This window comes from Actinomyces sp. B33 (genome assembly GCF_028437565.1).
GTDB lineage: Bacteria > Actinomycetota > Actinomycetes > Actinomycetales > Actinomycetaceae > Pauljensenia.
This window is the reverse complement of sequence record NZ_JAMRYR010000002.1, coordinates 310728-327123: the sequence shown is the minus strand read 5'-3', so window position 1 is coordinate 327123 and position 16396 is coordinate 310728. Positions and strand designations below refer to the sequence as shown.

Sequence of the window (16396 nt, the reverse complement as noted above, 5' to 3'; positions counted from 1 at the left end):
TCCACGATGAGTCAGTCCCCCGCAGGCGGGCCCGCGTCCACGATCGACGTCACCGAGGCGAACCCGGTCCCCAGCCGCCTGGGCGTCCACCTCAACGGCTCCGGACTCGATGTCGCGGTCGTCGCCCGGTGGGCGACCCGCGTCGACTTCTGCGTCCTCGACGACGACGGCGCCGAGACCCACTACCGCCTCCTGGGGCCCGATACGGGGGTCTGGCACGGGCGGATCCCCTCGCTAGGAGAGGGCACCCGCTACGGGTTCCGCGTCCACGGCCCGTGGGACCCGGACAACGGCCTCTTCCACAACCCGGCGAAGCTCCTCATCGACCCGTATGCGCGCGGCCTGGAGGGGGAGGTCGACATGGGGCCGGCCATCTACGCGCACAGCGTCGACGACGACGAGTACCCGACGAGCTACCCCCTGGAGCGCTCGGGCATCGACTCGGCCGGCCACGTCCCGGTGTCGGTCGTCGTCGACTCCGACTTCCCCATCGCCCCCAAGCCCCGGACCCCCTGGTCCGAGACGGTGATCTACGAGATCCACGTCAAGGGGTTCACGAAGAACATGACGCAGATGCCCGAGGAGCTGCGCGGGACCTACGCGGGCCTGGCCCACCCCGCCTCGATCGACTACCTCAAGACGCTGGGGGTCACCGCCGTCGAGCTGCTCCCGGTCCACGCCAAGTGCGACGAGCCCTTCCTCACCGAGCGCGGGCTGACGAACTACTGGGGGTACTCGACCCTCGGCTTCTTCGCCCCCGAGCCCTCCTACGCCACGGCGTCCGCCCGCGAGCGCGGGGCCAGGGCGGTCGTCGACGAGTTCCGCGGCATGGTGTCGATCCTCCACGAGGCGGGCATCGAGGTGATCCTCGACGTCGTGTACAACCACACGTGCGAGGGCGGCGACTCCGGGCCGACCCTGTCGTTCCGGGGGCTCGACTCGGAGTTGTACTACCGGCGCACCCCCGGGTCCCCCAGTCATCCGATCGACGACACGGGCTGCGGCAACACCCTCAACGGGGACCACCCCAAGGCGATCAAGCTGGTCCTGGACTCGCTGCGCTACTGGAGCTCCCAGATGGGCGTCGACGGGTTCCGCTTCGACCTGGCGGCGACGCTGGGGCGCTTCGCCAGCGGATTCACCCCCCTGCACCCCCTGCTCATCGGGATGGCCACCGACGACGACCTGTCGATGGACAAGCTCATCGCCGAGCCGTGGGACATCGGGCCGGGCGGCTGGCAGACCGGGAACTTCCCGGCTCCGTTCTCCGAGTGGAACGACCAGTACCGCGGGAGCCTGCGGGGCTTCTGGTTGACGGACCTGCGGGCGATGGTCGAGGGCGGCCACCCCGCCGGGCCGACGGGGCTGGCGACGCGCCTGTCGGGGTCGCAGGACGTCTTCGACCACGGCATCGGGCGCCTGCGCGGCCCCCGCGCCTCGATCAACTTCATCACCGCTCACGACGGGTTCACGCTGGCGGATCTGACGGCCTACAACGGCAAGCACAATCTGGCGAACCTGGAGGACAACCGCGACGGGAGCGAGGACAACCGCTCGTGGAACCACGGGGTCGAGGGGACGGTCGCCGCGACGACCGACGGGCCGGACCCGGATCTCGACCTGTCCCCCAGCGGCCTCAACGAGACCGAGATCGCGGCGCTGCGCGCCAGGACCCGGCGCAACATCCTGACGACCCTCATGGTGTCGGCCGGCACGCCGATGCTCCTGGGCGGGGACGAGTTCGGGCGCACCCAGTACGGCAACAACAACGCCTACTGCCAGGATTCCCCGATCTCGTGGGTCGACTGGGATCTGGCCGCCGACCAGCGCGACTCGATCGCCTTCGTCTCGTGGCTCATCGCCCTGCGGCGCGCCCACCCGGTGCTGCGCCCGGTGGATTTCGCGACCGGCGAGCCGACGCTGTCCGACACGATCGCGGACCTGTCCTGGTACACGGCGGACGGGTCGGGCATGCCCGAGGACGGGTGGCACGACCCGGCCCACCGGGTCTTCCAGATGCTCCGGTCGGGGGTGCCCGCCGGCGACCACGACGCCCTCGTCGTCATCAACGCGACCCTCGACGACCAGGAGGTGCGCCTGCCCGCCGGCCACGGACTCGACTGGCTCGTCGCCGTCGACACCGCGTGGTCGTCGCCCGCCGACGGCGGCATCCTGCCCGACACGGATCCGCGCCGCCTCGGGGAGGGCCTGAGGAGGGTCCCCACCGGGTCGGTCCTCGGCGTCGAGGCCCATTCGATGCTCGTCCTCCTGTCGGACATCCCCACGCGCGCCCTCGACTGACCGGGGCGGCGGCCGGCTCCCGCAGCCCGGTAGGATCGGCCCATGAGCACTGCTGAAGACGCCCTCGCGAACTCGACATCCGACGCCTCCCTCGCGCGCTCGAAGGCCCGGTCGGCCCAGATCGACCTCGCCATCGACGAGGACCCCTCGAAGTTCCGGATCCTCACCGGGGACCGCCCGACGGGGCACCTGCACCTGGGCCACTACTTCGGGACCCTGCGCAACAGGGTCCTCCTGCAGGACCGCGGGGTGGAGACGTGGGTGCTCGTCGCCGACTACCAGGTCATCACGGACCGCGACGGGGTCGGCCCGATCCGCGAGCGCGTCCTGGGCCTCGTGGCCGACTACCTGGCGGCCGGCATCGACCCGGAGCGCTCGACGATCTTCAACCACTCGGCGATCCCGGCGCTCAATCAGCTCATGCTCCCCTTCCTGTCGCTCGTCACCGAGTCCGAGCTGCACCGCAACCCGACGGTCAAGTCGGAGCTGGAGGCGACGAACGGGCGGGCGATGACCGGCCTCATGCTGACCTACCCGGTCCACCAGGCGGCGGACATCCTCTTCTGCAAGGCGAACCTCGTGCCCGTCGGCCAGGATCAACTCCCCCACCTGGAGCAGGCCCGCGTCATCGCCCAGCGCTTCGACAAGCGCTACGGGCGGGCCGATGCCGATCGCCCCGTGTTCCCCAGGCCCGAGGCCCTCCTGTCTGAGACGCCCCTCCTGCTGGGCACCGACGGGCAGAAGATGTCGAAGTCGCGGGGCAACACCATCGAACTGGGGATGAGCGCCGACGAGACCGCGCGGATCCTCAAGAAGGCGAAGACCGACGCCGAGCGGGTCATCACCTACGACCCGCAGGGGCGTCCCGAGGTCGCCAATCTCCTGATGCTCGCGTCGCTGGCCTCGGGGCGCTCCCCGGAGGAGATCGCCGAGGGCATCGGGGACCGGGGGGCCGGAGCCCTCAAAGCCCTCGTCACCGAGGCCCTCAACGAGATGCTCGCGCCGATGCGCGCGCGCCGCGGCGAGCTCATGGCCGACGAGGCGCATCTGCTCGACGTGCTGCGCGCCGGCAACGCGCGCGCCGCCGAGCAGGCCGAGGCCACGCTCGACGAGGTGCGGCGGGCGATGCGGATGGACTACTGAGGGGCCGCCTGCGGGCGCACGCCGGTGGCGGGTCGGTTCCCGCCCCGGCGGCGGTCAGGGCGCCCCAACACGGGGCAGGAGAGCGTTCCCCAAGCCCGTTCAGGACAGCGTTCTCTTCGTGGAATCGTTGAGATTCCACGGTTATCGTGAGGCCATGGCACTCCTGGAACTCCCCCGTCCGGCATCGTCGGCGCCCCTGCGATTCGGGACCGGCGCTGCGCGGGCCGAGGACCGCCCGCCAGAGGCGGCGCCGGCCCGCTCCGGCGGCTCGCTGGCCGGCAGGCTCAATTGGCTGCGCGCCGGGGTCCTCGGAGCCAATGACGGGATCGTGTCGATCTCGGGGCTACTCGTCGGGGTCGCCGCGGTCGATCCGTCGAACACCCTGGCCATCGCGATCGCCGGTCTGGCGGGCATCGCGTCGGCGGCCGTGTCGATGTCGGTCGGCGAGTACGTCTCGGTGTCGACCCAGCGCGACACCGAGCGCCAAGTCGTCGCCTCCACGCGACGGCTCCTCGACGAGGACCCCGTCGGCCAGGAGCGCAGGCTGGTCCGGATGTGGCGGGACAAGGGGCTGAGCGAAGCGACCGCGACGGCCGTCGCCCGCGAGCTGGGGGCCCGCGACGCCCTCGGGGCCCACATGGCCGTCGAGCACAACATCGACGCGGAGGACCTGACGAACCCGTGGGCGGCCGCCCTGTCCTCCTTCCTCGCGTTCCTCGCCGGCTCGCTCCTGCCCCTGGCGACCATGCTCCTGCTGCCCCCGGGGCTTCGGATCGCGGGCACGATGGTCTCCGTGGTCGTGGCGCTGGCGGCCACGGGGTGGATCAGCGCCGTCCTGGGCCGCGCGCCGCGGGCGCGCGCCGTCGTCCGCCTCGTCGTCGGCGGGGCGGCGGCGATGGCGCTGACCTACGGCGTCGGGCACCTCTTCGGGGTGTCGGTCTGACCCGTCCGGCGTCCGCCCCGCCTCACGACCCACTACCCTGGGTGCTGTGAGCGACACTCTCCTGCCCCGCATCCCCGCCGTCGAGCTCTTCCCCGTCGTCGAGGACGGGACCCTGCCCGCCAAGGCCGCCGAAGCCGAGCCCTTCCCGATCCGGGCGACCGTGTTCCGCGAGGGCCACGACGCCTACGCCGCCGAAGCCGTGCTCATCGATCCGCGGGGGCGCGAGCACTCGCGGACGCCGATGGCCGACATCGCGCCGGGCCTGGACCGCTACGAGGCGTGGGTCGTCGCCGACCGTCCCGGCCCCTGGCGGTTCCGCGTCGACACCTGGTCCGACCCCTACGCGACGTGGCGCCACGACGCGACCGTGAAGATCGACGCGGGCGTCGACGTCGAGCTCATGCTCGAGGAGGGCGCCCGCCTCATGGACAGGGCCGCGGCCGGCCGGGCCCTCGGATCGGCCGCCCCCTCGCGCCCGAGCGCCGAGGACGCGAGCGTCCTGCGGGCTGCCGCCTCGGCGATGCGGGACCGCTCCCGATCGGACCAGCAGCGCCTCTCGGCCGGGGTCGCCTCGCGGGTGCGCGACGTGTTCTCGCGCCATCCGCTGCGCGACCTCCTCGGGTCGACCCGCTCCTACCCGCTGGCCGTCGCCCGCGAGAGGGCCCTGACGGGCGCCTGGTACGAGATCTTCCCGCGCTCGGCCGGCGCCTTCCAGCGCGCCGACGGCTCGTGGGAGTCGGGCACGCTGCGCACGGCGGCCGCCCAGCTCGACAGGATCGCCGCCATGGGCTTCGACGTCGTCTACCTGACGCCGATCCACCCGATCGGCACGACCCACCGCAAGGGCCGCAACAACTCGCTGACCGCCGGCGCCTCCGACCCGGGGTCCCCCTACGGGATCGGCTCGCCCGACGGCGGCCACGACGCGATCCACCCGGATCTGGGCGGATTCGACGACTTCGACGCCTTCGTCGCCGCCGCCCGCGGCCTGGGCCTGGAGGTCGCCCTCGACCTGGCCCTCCAGTGCTCGCCCGACCACCCGTGGGTCGCCGAGCACCCCGAGTGGTTCACCTCCCGGGCCGACGGGACCATCGCCTATGCGGAGAACCCCCCGAAGAAGTACCAGGACATCTACCCGCTGAACTTCGACAACGACCCCGAGGGCATCTACGCGGCCATCCGCGAGGTCGTCGAGGTGTGGATCGACCACGGGGTGACGATCTTCCGCGTCGACAACCCCCACACGAAGCCCGTGCGCTTCTGGCAGCGCTTCATCGCCGACGTCCAGGCCGATCATCCCGAGGTGTTCTTCCTCGCCGAGGCCTTCACCCGGCCGGCGATGATGCGGACCCTGGGCGCGGTCGGCTTCGACCAGTCGTACACGTACTTCGCCTGGCGCACCGGGAAGGAGGAGATCGAGGACTACCTGCGGGAGGTGTCGACCCGGACCGCCCACCTGCTGCGCCCCTCGTTCTGGCCGACGACCCACGACATCCTCACGCCGCAAATGACGACCGGGGGGATCGCGATCCACGCGATCCGGGCGATGCTCGCGGCCCTGGGCTCGCCGACGTGGGGCGTCTACTCCGGGTACGAGCTCGTCGAAGACGTCCAGCGGCCCGGATTCGAGGAGCACAACGACAACGAGAAGTACGAGTACCGTCCGCGCGACTGGAGCGCCGCCGAGCCCCTCGGCGTCTCGCGGCTGTTCTGCCTCCTCAACGCCGCGCGCGCCAAGCACCCGGCGCTGCGCCAGCTCCACGACCTGAGGATCCACCCGACCTCCCACCCCTCGGTCCTGTGCTTCTCCAAGAGGGTCCCGGCCCGCTTCACCGAGTCCGGCATCGCCGACGCGGTGATCTGCGTGATCTCCCTCGACCCCCACGCGGGGGTGGAGGCCACGGTGGACATCGACCTGTCCTCCCTCGGCGTGGAGACCACCGGAGGGCTCGTGCGCGTCGTCGACGAGCTCGATGGGATGAGCTACACGTGGGGGGCGAGCAACTGGGTGTCGCTGTCCCCCCTGACCAGGCTCGGGCACGTGTTCGCCGTCGAGCCGCTGACCGGCCCGCGCGCGGGGGCGTGATCCGGCGCCCAGATCGCCGATCGACCATGAGTCACGTCACACCGCCACGGGGATTCGTGCGACACTGAGGGCATGGAATCCGACCTCTCCCCCATCCCCGTCCCCCCCGACGTCCTCGACGCCATCGGGGCGGGCGCCCACTACTCGCCCCACTCGGTCCTCGGAGCCCACCTCGGCGAGTCCGGGGTGACGGTGCGGACCGTCCACCACCTCGCCGACGCCGTCGAGATCGTCACCGCGACCGGGGCCCATCCGGCGGTCCACGAGCGCGGCGGCGTGTGGACCGCCGTCCTGCCCCTCGACGAGATCCCCGACTACCGCGTCCGCGTCACCTACGGCGACCAGATCACCACGCTCGACGACCCCTACCGCTTCCTGCCCACGCTCGGCGAGATGGACATCTACCTCATCACCGAGGGCCGCCACGAGCAGCTCTGGAAGGTCCTCGGCGCCCACGTCAAGCACTACGAGGGCGAGATGGGCGAGGTCGAGGGCGTCGCCTTCGCCGTCTGGGCCCCCAACGCGCGGGCCGTGCGCGTCGTCGGCGACTTCAACTACTGGGACGGGACCGGATCGGCGATGCGCTCCCTCGGGTCGTCGGGCCTGTGGGAGCTGTTCATCCCCGGGGTCGGCGTCGGGGCCCGCTACAAGTTCGAGATCCAGGGCCCCGGCGGCACCTGGTTCCAGAAGGCCGACCCCCTGGCGCGGGCCACGGAGATCCCCCCGGCGACGGCGTCGGTCGTCACCGACCTCTTCCACGAGTGGACGGACGACGAGTGGATGGCCGCCCGGCGCGCGCGCAACCCCCACGTCGGCCCCATGTCCGTCTACGAGCTCCACGCCGGGTCGTGGAAGCAGGGGCTGGGCTATCGGGGGCTGGCCGACGAGCTCGTCCCCTACCTCAAGGACATGGGGTTCACCCATGTGGAGTTCATGCCCCTGGCCGAGCACCCCTTCGGGCCGTCGTGGGGCTACCAGGTGACGTCGTACTACGCGCCGACCTCGCGTTTTGGCACGCCCGACGACTTCCGCTACCTCGTCGACGCCCTCCACCGCGCCGGCATCGGCGTGATCCTCGACTGGGTGCCCGCCCACTTCCCCAAGGACGATTGGGCCCTCGCCCGCTTCGACGGCACCCCCCTGTACGAGGATCCCGACCCGCTGCGCGGCGAGCACCCGGACTGGGGCACCTACGTCTTCAACTTCGGGCGCCGGGAGGTCCGCAACTTCCTCGTCGCCAACGCCCTGTACTGGCTGGAGGAGTTCCACATCGACGGCCTGCGCGTCGACGCCGTCGCCTCGATGCTCTACCTCGACTACTCGCGTAAGGATGGCCAGTGGCGGCCCAACCAGTACGGCGGGCGCGAGAACCTCGAAGCCATCGAGTTCATCCAGGAGGCCAACGCGACGGCCTACCGCCTCCACCCGGGCATCGTCATGATCGCCGAGGAGTCGACCGCGTGGCCCGGCGTGACCGCGCCGACCAGCGGCGGCGGCCTCGGATTCGGCCTCAAGTGGAACATGGGGTGGATGAACGACACCCTGCGCTACCTGCAGGAGGATCCGGTCAACCGGCGCTGGCACCACGGGGAGCTGACCTTCTCCCTCGTCTACGCGTTCTCGGAGAACTACCTCCTGCCGCTCTCCCACGACGAGGTCGTCCACGGCAAGGGCTCGATCGTCTCGAAGATGCCGGGCGACGACTGGCAGCGGCTGGCGGGGGTCCGCTCCCTCTACGCCTACCAGTGGTCCCATCCGGGCAAGCAGCTCCTCTTCATGGGCCAGGAGTTCGCCCAGGGCCAGGAGTGGAACGACTCCTACTCCCTGGATTGGTGGCTCACGGACGATCCGCGTCATGCCGGGGTCCAGCGTCTCGTCGCCGCCCTCAACGACATCTACGTCCACGAGCCGGCCCTGTGGGACGACGACTACACGGGCTTCGAGTGGATCGACGCCTCCGACGGCGATCACAACCTCATCTCCTACATCCGCAAGGGGGCGTCGCACGACGGGGAGCAGCGCCTCCTCGTGTGCGTCTCGAACTTCGCGGGCACACCCCATGAGGGTCTGCGCGTCGGCCTGCCCTTCGCCGGCGTCTGGGAGGAGGTCCTCAACACCGACGCCGAGGAGTTCGCCGGTTCCGGGGTCGTCAACATCGGGCCGATCCTCGCCGAGGAGATCCCGTGGAACGGCCGGCCGGCGTCCGTCGAGCTCAGGGTCCCGCCCTTGGGGGCGCTCTGGCTGCGGCCGGTGCGCTGACGGCCCGCACCTCCACGACGCGCGGGGCCCGCAGCCGATCGGCTGCGGGCCCCGTTTGCTCCGGCATGCGGCTCCGCCGCCGGGGGTCAGACCATGAGGAGGCTGGCCAGGCGCATGCGCGCCCGGGCGACCTGCGGGGAGGGCCCGGCGACCCGGAAGAGGTCGAGGAGGCGGATGCGGGCCGCGTCCCTCTCCTGCTCGTCGGCGGTCCGCTCCATGATCCCCAGGAGGGCGTCGAAGGCCTCCTCCTGACGCCCCTCGGCGAAGAGGGCGTCGGCGCGCGCCGCCGGATCGGAGTCGTCGGCCTCCGCCGACCGCAGGGCGATGCGCACCCTGGCCAGATGCGATTTGGCGTCCTCGTCGCGGGGATTGAGGTCGATGAGGCGCTCCCAGGCGGCCCTGGCCGCGTCGAGGTCCCCCGCCTCCTCCAGGGCGAGGGGGCCCTCGTGCTCGGCGGGCGTGGGCGCGGCGACCTGCTGCTCGGTGACGGCGATGCGCCCGACGACGCCCATCTGGGCGGCGCCCTCGAGGAGCTGGGCGATGAGCGCCTGGATCTGCTCCTTGGTCGCCGGCCCCTGGAAGAGGGGCACGGGGCGCCCCGAGAGCAGGGCGACGACGGCGGGCACCCCTTGGAGGCCGAAGGCCTGGGCGATCTGGGGCGCCTGGTCGACGTCGATCTCGACGAGCTGGAAGGCGCCGGCGCCGGCGCGGGCGGCCTCCTCCATGAGGGAGACGACGGGCTTGGATTCGAGCGACCGGGACGACCACAGGGCGACGACGACGGGAACGACCTGGGAGGTCTGCATGACCGATTCGAAGGTCTCGACGCCGGCGGTCGTGATGAGCGGCAGGTCGAGTCCCGTCGCCTCGGGGGCCTCGGGGGAGGCGGCCGCGGGCGCCTGGGGGCCGGCGGACAGGTCGATCGCGCCGTGGCTATCGGCCGGATGGATCGTCGGTGAGTCGTTCATCAGTGGGGGTGCCTTTCCTTCGTTTGACGCCGGACGATGTCGCGGTCGACGCTCGGGAGCCAGTTCCCGCTAGTGGTCGGGGGTGGACGAGTCGTCCATCGTCACGGATTCGAGGACGCGCTCGGCGCCGACGACCTGCATGGCCCCGCCGGTCTGGGCGCTGGGGATCTGCAGGAGGACGGTGACGAGGTAGGTCGCGGCCGCGGTGCCGGCCACCGTGTCCTCGTCGCCCGGGTTCATCGCCGCGGTCTGCCCCGCCAGGCGCATGGTCGAGCCGGCGACGGTGCGCGCGTAGGTCAGCGTGTAGGTGAGGTTGGCGGCGAGCAGGGCGGAGCCGTCCTGCATGCGGATCCCGATGAGGGGGTCCTCGGTCCGTTCGGCGGCGGCGGTCACCGATCCGGCGGCGGCCAGGCTCGATGAGAGCTTCTCCGTGGTGTCGAAGTAGGTCTTCGTGAATTCGTCGCTCGCGAAGTCCTCGGATTGCCCGCTCCCGGAGTTGAGGAGGTCGACGTAGGCGGTGACGGCCGCGTCGGGGGTCATGACGTATCCGGTAGAGTCCGCCTCGACGACGCTCGCGCCCTGGTCGGCCGTGGGCAGGGTGATCTGGGTCCCGCCGAGGAGTCGGGCCCAGGAGCTGAGCTGGTAGGTCGATCGGGCGTCGTCCTGGACGACGACCTCGACGACGGGCAGGTTCGACGAGCTCGACTCGGTGATGTTGAAGACGGCGCGCGGCCAGGTCCCCGAGTTCGTGATGGCCACGGCCTGGGGGGTCAGGTTGAGGGCGGGAACGGAGTCGCCGGTGGCGGTCGCGTACGCGTACTGGGCCGCTCGGGTCCGGGCCGCCGCGTCGGAGACCCGGTCGCCGAGCAGTTCCGCGTCCTTCGCCTCGTCGGCGTCGGCCAGGGCCTCCTGGATCTCGGTGAGGACCGCGTCGATGCGCTCCTCGTCGAGGTTGGGCCCGGCTGCGGACTGGGGCGCGGCCTCGTCGACGACGATGGGGTCGGCGGCGCAGGCGGTGAGCGCCAGGGCGGTGGTCGCGGCGAGGGCGGCGGCGAGGGGGGCGACGGGCCTCATCGGTCTGCCCCCTTGCCCCGGGAGAACCAGGAGGACAGGACCGAGGTCCATCCGCCGCGGGCCGTGGACTCGGCGTCCTCGTCGGCGGTCCCGGCGGCGTCGGGCGTCTCCTGCGGGGTCGGGGTCTCGTCGCGGGAATCCTTCGACGGGGAGGGGACCACGGGGATCAAGCCGGTGTCGAATTCGTGGCCGTCGATAACGATCTTCTCCTCGCCTTTCTCCCGGGCCTCGCGCAGGGCGCGCCGGGTGGGCAGGGCGGCGCCGGGTCGGACCGCGGACAGGTCGATGATGCCGGTGTCGGTGGGGACCGTCTCCGGCGGGTCCTCGTCGATCGGGCCGTCGGTGGAGCCGTGACGGCCGCGGACCGTCGGCGGTTCGCCGGTCCGGCCCCTGTCGGGGTGCTCGTCCCCGCCGCCCGCGGCGGCCTCGCCGGCCGGCTCCCCTACGGGCCCGGTCGGCTCGTCGACGTGCTGGGCCGCCGGGGCGTCGATCGCGGGGAGGTCGGCGACGGGAGTCTCCTCGCGCTGCTCGTCGATCGGCTCCCCGACGGTCGGCTCACCGTTGGCGAGCGCCTCGTCGCCGGCGGCCCCGGCTCCTGCGGCGGGACCGTCCCCGGCCCGGTTGGCCCGCTCGGCCTCGGCCATCGCCGCGACCTGCGCGGTGTTGATCGACTGGGTGTCGGTGATGTCGGCCCCCGCCCGCCGGGCCAGGCGGTCCGCCCGATCGGCGCGATCGGCGAGGGTGCGGCGCCGACCGACCGCCAGGAGGACCGTGGCCAGGGCGAAGACCCCGGCCAGGAGGAAGGCGACGATCCCCAGGGTGTTCGGTCGCTCGACCGCCCACGTGAGCCGGAGCGTGAGGTCGCCGTCGCCGGCGGAGGACATCGCGATGATCGAGCGCCCCGCCGGGATGCTCCGCAGGTCGAGCTGCGCCGAGCCCGCTCCCGAGGCCCGATCGAGCCACATGTCGGACGCCTCGAGCTCCTCGGCCAGCGCCGCGGCCCGCGGACGAGGACCGGATCGGTCTGCTTCCCCGGACCCGGACTGGGGCTCTCCACCCGACTGCGGGTCAGCCCCCGACTGAGCCGCCTGCCCGGACTGGGCCGCCGACTGCGGGGCCCCGGACTGGGCCTCGCCGGACTGGGCCTCCCCCGACTGAGCCTCCCCCGACTGAGCCTCCCCCGACTGGGCGCGATCTGCGCCCGGACGCGAGGAGTGCTCCTGGAGCTTCAGGCTGTCGCGATCCGCGTCGATCCCGATGACCTCCGTGTACGAGTCGTCGCCGATCCAGCCGACGACATCGCTCGACGTGCCGAGGATCAGGTGGACGTCGGCGCCGCTGGCCGACTCGGCGCTGACCCGGACCGCATCCGAGAGCAGGGGGAGGACCCCGTCGCGGGTCATGACGAGCGTCGTCGGGACGAGCGCCCGGGAGCCCTGCTCCTGAGGGGGCGCGAGAACCGTCAGGGAGAGGACCCCGACGACCGCGGACACCAGGGCGACCAGTGCGGTCAGCGCTGCGGCGGAATACTGCTTGATGAGCTTCACGGGCGCCCACTCCTCATCCGGGAACGATCGAGACCCTTCGATTTTACGGGCATCGCCGGTCGGCGGGCACATCCTCGTCCGAGCCCGTGATGCATCGCATGGGACGGCGTGCTCGCGCGGACGCCGTCGCGCCGCCGATCACCCGGGGCTCAGCCGCCGCCTCCAGCACTCCGAATGCCAGTGCCGACGCGCCTCGACCCCCTGGGGCAGGCCGTAGGCGGCCTCCTCCGGCCAGGCGACGACATGGACGCTCCCCACGGGCACCGGCCGCAGGCACGCCGGGCACGTGTACTCCTTCGACGAGGAGCGCAGATGACGCACCTGGTACGACGACCCGTCCGGCCCCCGCTCCGAGTGGGGGATCGACGCGAGCGCGCCCATGCTCAGTTCCCGATGAGGGCCTCCCCAGGGCCTTTTCGAATGCCGTCTGGCCATCAGACGAGGACGCCCCGGCGCCACACCCTCAGCGGGCGCAGATCGGAGTCGACCTCGACGACGTCGGCGCGGACGCCCGCCTCGAGACGGCCGATCGTCTCGTCGGCGAGGATCTTCGCGCCCTGGGCGCTCGCCATGTAGACGGCGTCGACGAGGGGGATCCCCCCCTCAGCGGTGGCGACGCGCACGCAGTCGAGGAGGTGGGCGGTCCCGCCGGCGAGAGTCGTCGTCCCGGCGATGTAGGCGAAGCCGTCGGCGACGTCGACCCTCTGAGAGCCGAGCTCGTAGGTGCCGTTGGGCATGCCCGCGGCCTCCATCGCGTCGGTCACGAGGACGCAGGCGTCGCGCCCGAGCATCTCGTACACGTCGCGCACGAGGGTCGGGTCGAGGTGGACGCCGTCGCAGATCATCTCGGCGATCGCCCCGCCGCGCGTCGCGTCGGACAGGAACTCGGCGATGGGGCCGGTGTCGCGGTGGTGCAGGGGGCGCATGCCGTTGAACAGGTGGGTGATCGTCGCGTGGGCGCAGCGGGCCCCCGGGGTGGCGGCGATCTCCTCGCGCGAGTACTCCAGGGCCGCGCGCGCCGGGGCCGACCCCGAATCCGTGTGGCCCCACGAGGGCAGGGCGCGCCCGCGGATGAGGACCTCGGCGACCGAGCCCGGACCGTAGGCCCCGTCCTTCTCCGGGGCGAGGGTCATCGACAGGGCGTGGCCCTTGCAGATGTCGAGGAGCTCGCGAGTCAGGGCCGGATCCGGGTCGATGATGTACTGCGGGTCCTGGGCCCCGCAACGGGCGTGGGAGACGAACGGCCCCTCGAAATGGATGCCGGCGAGTTCGCCGTCCTCAGCCAGTTCGGCCAGGAGGGCCGCCCGTTCGCGCAGGACATCCGCATGAGCGGTGACGAGGGAGGAGACGAGCGTCGTCGTCCCGTGGCGGCGGTGCTCGTCGATGGCGACCTGGGCCTGCTCGCGGCTGGTCGAGTTCGGGAAGGAGCTGCCTCCCCCGCCGTGGCAGTGGACGTCGACGAGGCCCGGCAGGAAGGTCGACGAGGACGGGGCGGCCTCGTCGAGGAGGCGCTCGGCGCCGGCCCCGGGCTCCCGGGCATCGAGGACCCGGGTGATCGTGTCGCCCTCGAGGACGAGGACGCCGTCGTCGATGATCCGGTCGACGAGGACGAGCCGGCCGCGCAGGAGGGTCTGATGAGTGGACATGCCCCCATTGTGCCACCGCCCCGATCGCGCCGGCCTCACCTCCGCAGACGCGCCTCCATCCGGGCGATCGCCGACGCCACGTCGCGCTGCAGGCGCGCCGAGGGGGCCGGGGCGGCCATGATGAGGCCCTCGGCCACGGGGCGCACGCCGACGAGCCGCCCGGAGTCGACGAGCAGCGGGCGGAACATCCCGTTGCGCGCCGGGCAGATGAGGAGCTCCCCCGCCTCGTCCGTCAGGCAGGACCGGTCGCGGTAGCCGACGTGGAGCTCGTCGAAGGAGGCGAGGAAGAACGTCGCCGACGCGGCCCTCCGATGATCGGCGAGGAGGTCCGCCCAGTCGGCTCGGGCGTACAGGGCCTGCGGGTCGGGCCGGCGGACCGCCTGCGCCCGGTCGACGAGGCGCCCCCGCCCGCGGGGGTCGACGCCCAGGCGCGCGAGAGCGGGCGCTCCCCCGACGGCCCCGGATTCCACGGCGTCCTCGAGAGCCCCGTGGGCCGCGCCGACGGCCAGCCCCGTCCACCGGGCGAGGTCGTGGGCGCTGACCGGGCCGTGCCCCAGGGCGTAGCGCCGGGCGATCTCGGCGAGCGCCTGGCGGTGCCCCGGCTGCCCGTGACGGACGCCCTCGGCCCCTCCCGCCCCGGTCGAGGACGCCGGCAGGGCGGAGGCATCGACGATCAGGTGCTCGTTGGCGCCGACGGGCCCCTGCGCGAGAACGCCGGACAGATGGAGCCGGACGATCAGGTGACGCCGGTTGATCCCCTCGGGCCGCGGCCCGCCGCCGCTGGGGATCCATTCGGGCGAGGACGAGGCGAGTCCGGCCTCGCCCCACGCGCCGATGAGCCTCGCGCGGGTGACGGGCCCCTCGGAGGCGATGAGGTCGAGGGCGAGGCGAGCGGCCCGGTCGAGCGCCTCATCGCTCGTCCCCGCGCGCCGGGTCGAGTCGATCCACGCCCCGTAGCGGTGGACGAGGGCCTCGCGCAGCCAGTGGTGGTCGGCGCGGGTCGTCACGTGGACCGTGCCGCGCATCGGCCACGACCGGATGAGAGCCGACTGGTTGAAGGCGGCGGCGACGTCGGAGCCGGCCCCGTCGCAGCGGGAGAGGATCGCGTGCGGGATCGCGCCGACCTGCTGGCCTTGAACGGCCAGGAGCGAGGAGACGGCCTCGACGGGGCCGGGCGCCCGGGTCGGGCGGATCAGGCCCTGGCTGATGATCCGCACGAGGGAGGCCTCGCGGGGCAGGGGCGATTGCGCGCCCATGTCAGAAGAGCCTCGACTCGGGGTCGTCGAATCCGCGCATCGCGTCGTAGTCGAGGACGAGGCACCGGATCCCCCGGTCCTCGGCGAGTGTCCGGGCCTGCTTGGAGATCTCCTGGGCGGCGAAGACCCCGCTGATCCCCTCGAGGAGCGGGTCACGCCCGAGCAGCGACAGGTAGCGGGTCAACTGCTCGACGCCGTCGATGCCGCCGCGCCTCTTGACCTCGATGACGACGGGCGCCCCCCGGGGGGTGCGGACCATGAGGTCGACGGGGCCGATCGGGGTCGGGTACTCGCGGCGCTCGAGGGACCAGCCGTCCCCGAGGATCTGCGGGACCTGCTCGGCGAGGAGCTGCTGGAGATGCGTCTCGACACCGTCCTTGACGAGGCCGGGATCGATGCCGAGGTCCTCGACGACGTCGGCGACGACGTCGTGCAGGCGGATGACGAGGCGGTCGTCGCTCTTGGCGGCCTGAACGGTCCACACCTGGGTGACGCCGTCGAACTCCTCGGACTCCCCCGGCTCGTCGACGGCGATCGAGCACGGCGCGTTCATCCAGTTGAGCGGCTTGTACGACCCCCCGTCGGAGTGGATGAGGACGGAGCCGTCGGCCTTGACCATGATGACCCTCTTCGCGGGGTCGAGGTGGGCGGACAGGCGGCCGGAGTAATCGACCGTGCACGTGGCTATGAGGACTCGCACGGCGCGAGCCTACCAGTGCGGCTCCCCCGTTCAGCGCACGTGGGGAGGACCCGACTCGATCCACGACACGAGGCCGTTGTAGCTCTCCTGCGTCACCGCCATCTCGTAGCGCCGGTCGGCGTACTTCAAACGGATCTCGACGATGAGCCCGTCGGGCGAGTGGTCGATGGGCGCCGACAGCTCCAGGCCCCGGCGCGGCAGCGTGTACACGGCCCGGCTCGTCAATCCCACGAGCCGGTACCAGCTCAGCGTCTCGACGCCGTACATCCCGATGCCCGAGGTCCACCCCGAGTGCGTGTCCGGCCTCGACCACGCGCGGAAGGAGCCGACGTGGGAGATCAGCCGATTCGCGCGGATGTTGATGTACGCCCACAGGAGGACGCCCACGGCGGCGAGGACGACGAGCGCCCAGACCAGGACCGAGATCCATCCCGACATGCCGTCCTCCCTCCTCCTGACGCGGCTCCTGTGGC

General features: G+C 72.3%; 13 protein-coding genes. 5 read left to right on the top strand and 8 right to left on the bottom strand.

Translation table 11 applies throughout. The annotated features are described in order from the left end of the window. Positions 1–6 precede the first annotated feature (6 nt). From glgX to glgB, 5 genes are all read left to right on the top strand, one after another. Entirely contained in the window at positions 7–2301 is a 2295-nt protein-coding gene (gene glgX, locus M3T53_RS03955; RefSeq protein ID WP_272433157.1) for a glycogen debranching protein GlgX, read from the top strand. 42 nt (positions 2302–2343) lie between these two features. After that, positions 2344–3444 carry a tryptophan--tRNA ligase gene (gene trpS, locus M3T53_RS03950; protein ID WP_272433156.1) on the top strand — a complete coding sequence of 367 codons (1101 nt, stop codon included), beginning with the start codon at positions 2344–2346 and terminating at the stop codon, positions 3442–3444. Between the two features lie 154 nt (positions 3445–3598). Then, positions 3599–4387 carry a VIT1/CCC1 transporter family protein gene (locus M3T53_RS03945; RefSeq protein WP_272433155.1) on the top strand — a complete coding sequence of 263 codons (789 nt, stop codon included), beginning with the start codon at positions 3599–3601 and terminating at the stop codon, positions 4385–4387. 46 nt (positions 4388–4433) lie between these two features. Then, complete coding sequence (locus M3T53_RS03940) at positions 4434–6473, top strand: alpha-1,4-glucan--maltose-1-phosphate maltosyltransferase (protein WP_272433154.1); 2040 nt, start codon at positions 4434–4436, stop codon at positions 6471–6473. A gap of 72 nt (positions 6474–6545) precedes the next feature. Beyond that, complete coding sequence (gene glgB, locus M3T53_RS03935; protein WP_272433153.1) at positions 6546–8732, top strand: 1,4-alpha-glucan branching protein GlgB; 2187 nt, start codon at positions 6546–6548, stop codon at positions 8730–8732. Positions 8733–8818: 86 nt separating this feature from the next. Here the strand turns inward: glgB and M3T53_RS03930 are convergent, their stop codons facing one another. From M3T53_RS03930 to M3T53_RS03895, 8 genes are all read right to left on the bottom strand, one after another. After that, positions 8819–9700: a tetratricopeptide repeat protein gene (locus tag M3T53_RS03930; RefSeq protein ID WP_272433152.1), complete on the bottom strand. Its 882-nt coding sequence runs from the start codon at positions 9698–9700 to the stop codon at positions 8819–8821. 69 nt (positions 9701–9769) lie between these two features. Continuing rightward, on the bottom strand, positions 9770–10774 hold the full coding sequence (locus M3T53_RS03925) for a hypothetical protein (protein WP_272433151.1): 1005 nt from the start codon (positions 10772–10774) through the stop codon (positions 9770–9772). After that, positions 10771–12321 carry a hypothetical protein gene (locus M3T53_RS03920; RefSeq protein ID WP_272433150.1) on the bottom strand — a complete coding sequence of 517 codons (1551 nt, stop codon included), beginning with the start codon at positions 12319–12321 and terminating at the stop codon, positions 10771–10773. Before M3T53_RS03920 ends, M3T53_RS03925 begins: the two co-directional genes overlap by 4 nt. A gap of 138 nt (positions 12322–12459) precedes the next feature. After that, positions 12460–12702 carry a hypothetical protein gene (locus M3T53_RS03915; RefSeq protein ID WP_272433149.1) on the bottom strand — a complete coding sequence of 81 codons (243 nt, stop codon included), beginning with the start codon at positions 12700–12702 and terminating at the stop codon, positions 12460–12462. A gap of 53 nt (positions 12703–12755) precedes the next feature. Beyond that, complete coding sequence (locus M3T53_RS03910) at positions 12756–13967, bottom strand: N-acetylglucosamine-6-phosphate deacetylase (protein WP_272433148.1); 1212 nt, start codon at positions 13965–13967, stop codon at positions 12756–12758. Between the two features lie 35 nt (positions 13968–14002). Then, a complete protein-coding gene (locus M3T53_RS03905; RefSeq protein ID WP_272433147.1) occupies positions 14003–15223 on the bottom strand; it encodes a DNA glycosylase AlkZ-like family protein in 1221 nt (406 codons plus the stop codon). A 1-nt stretch (position 15224) separates the two neighbouring features. Continuing rightward, complete coding sequence (gene nucS, locus M3T53_RS03900; protein WP_272433146.1) at positions 15225–15923, bottom strand: endonuclease NucS; 699 nt, start codon at positions 15921–15923, stop codon at positions 15225–15227. 30 nt (positions 15924–15953) lie between these two features. Further along, complete coding sequence (locus M3T53_RS03895) at positions 15954–16361, bottom strand: DUF2550 family protein (protein ID WP_272433145.1); 408 nt, start codon at positions 16359–16361, stop codon at positions 15954–15956. Between the last annotated feature and the right edge of the window lie 35 nt (positions 16362–16396).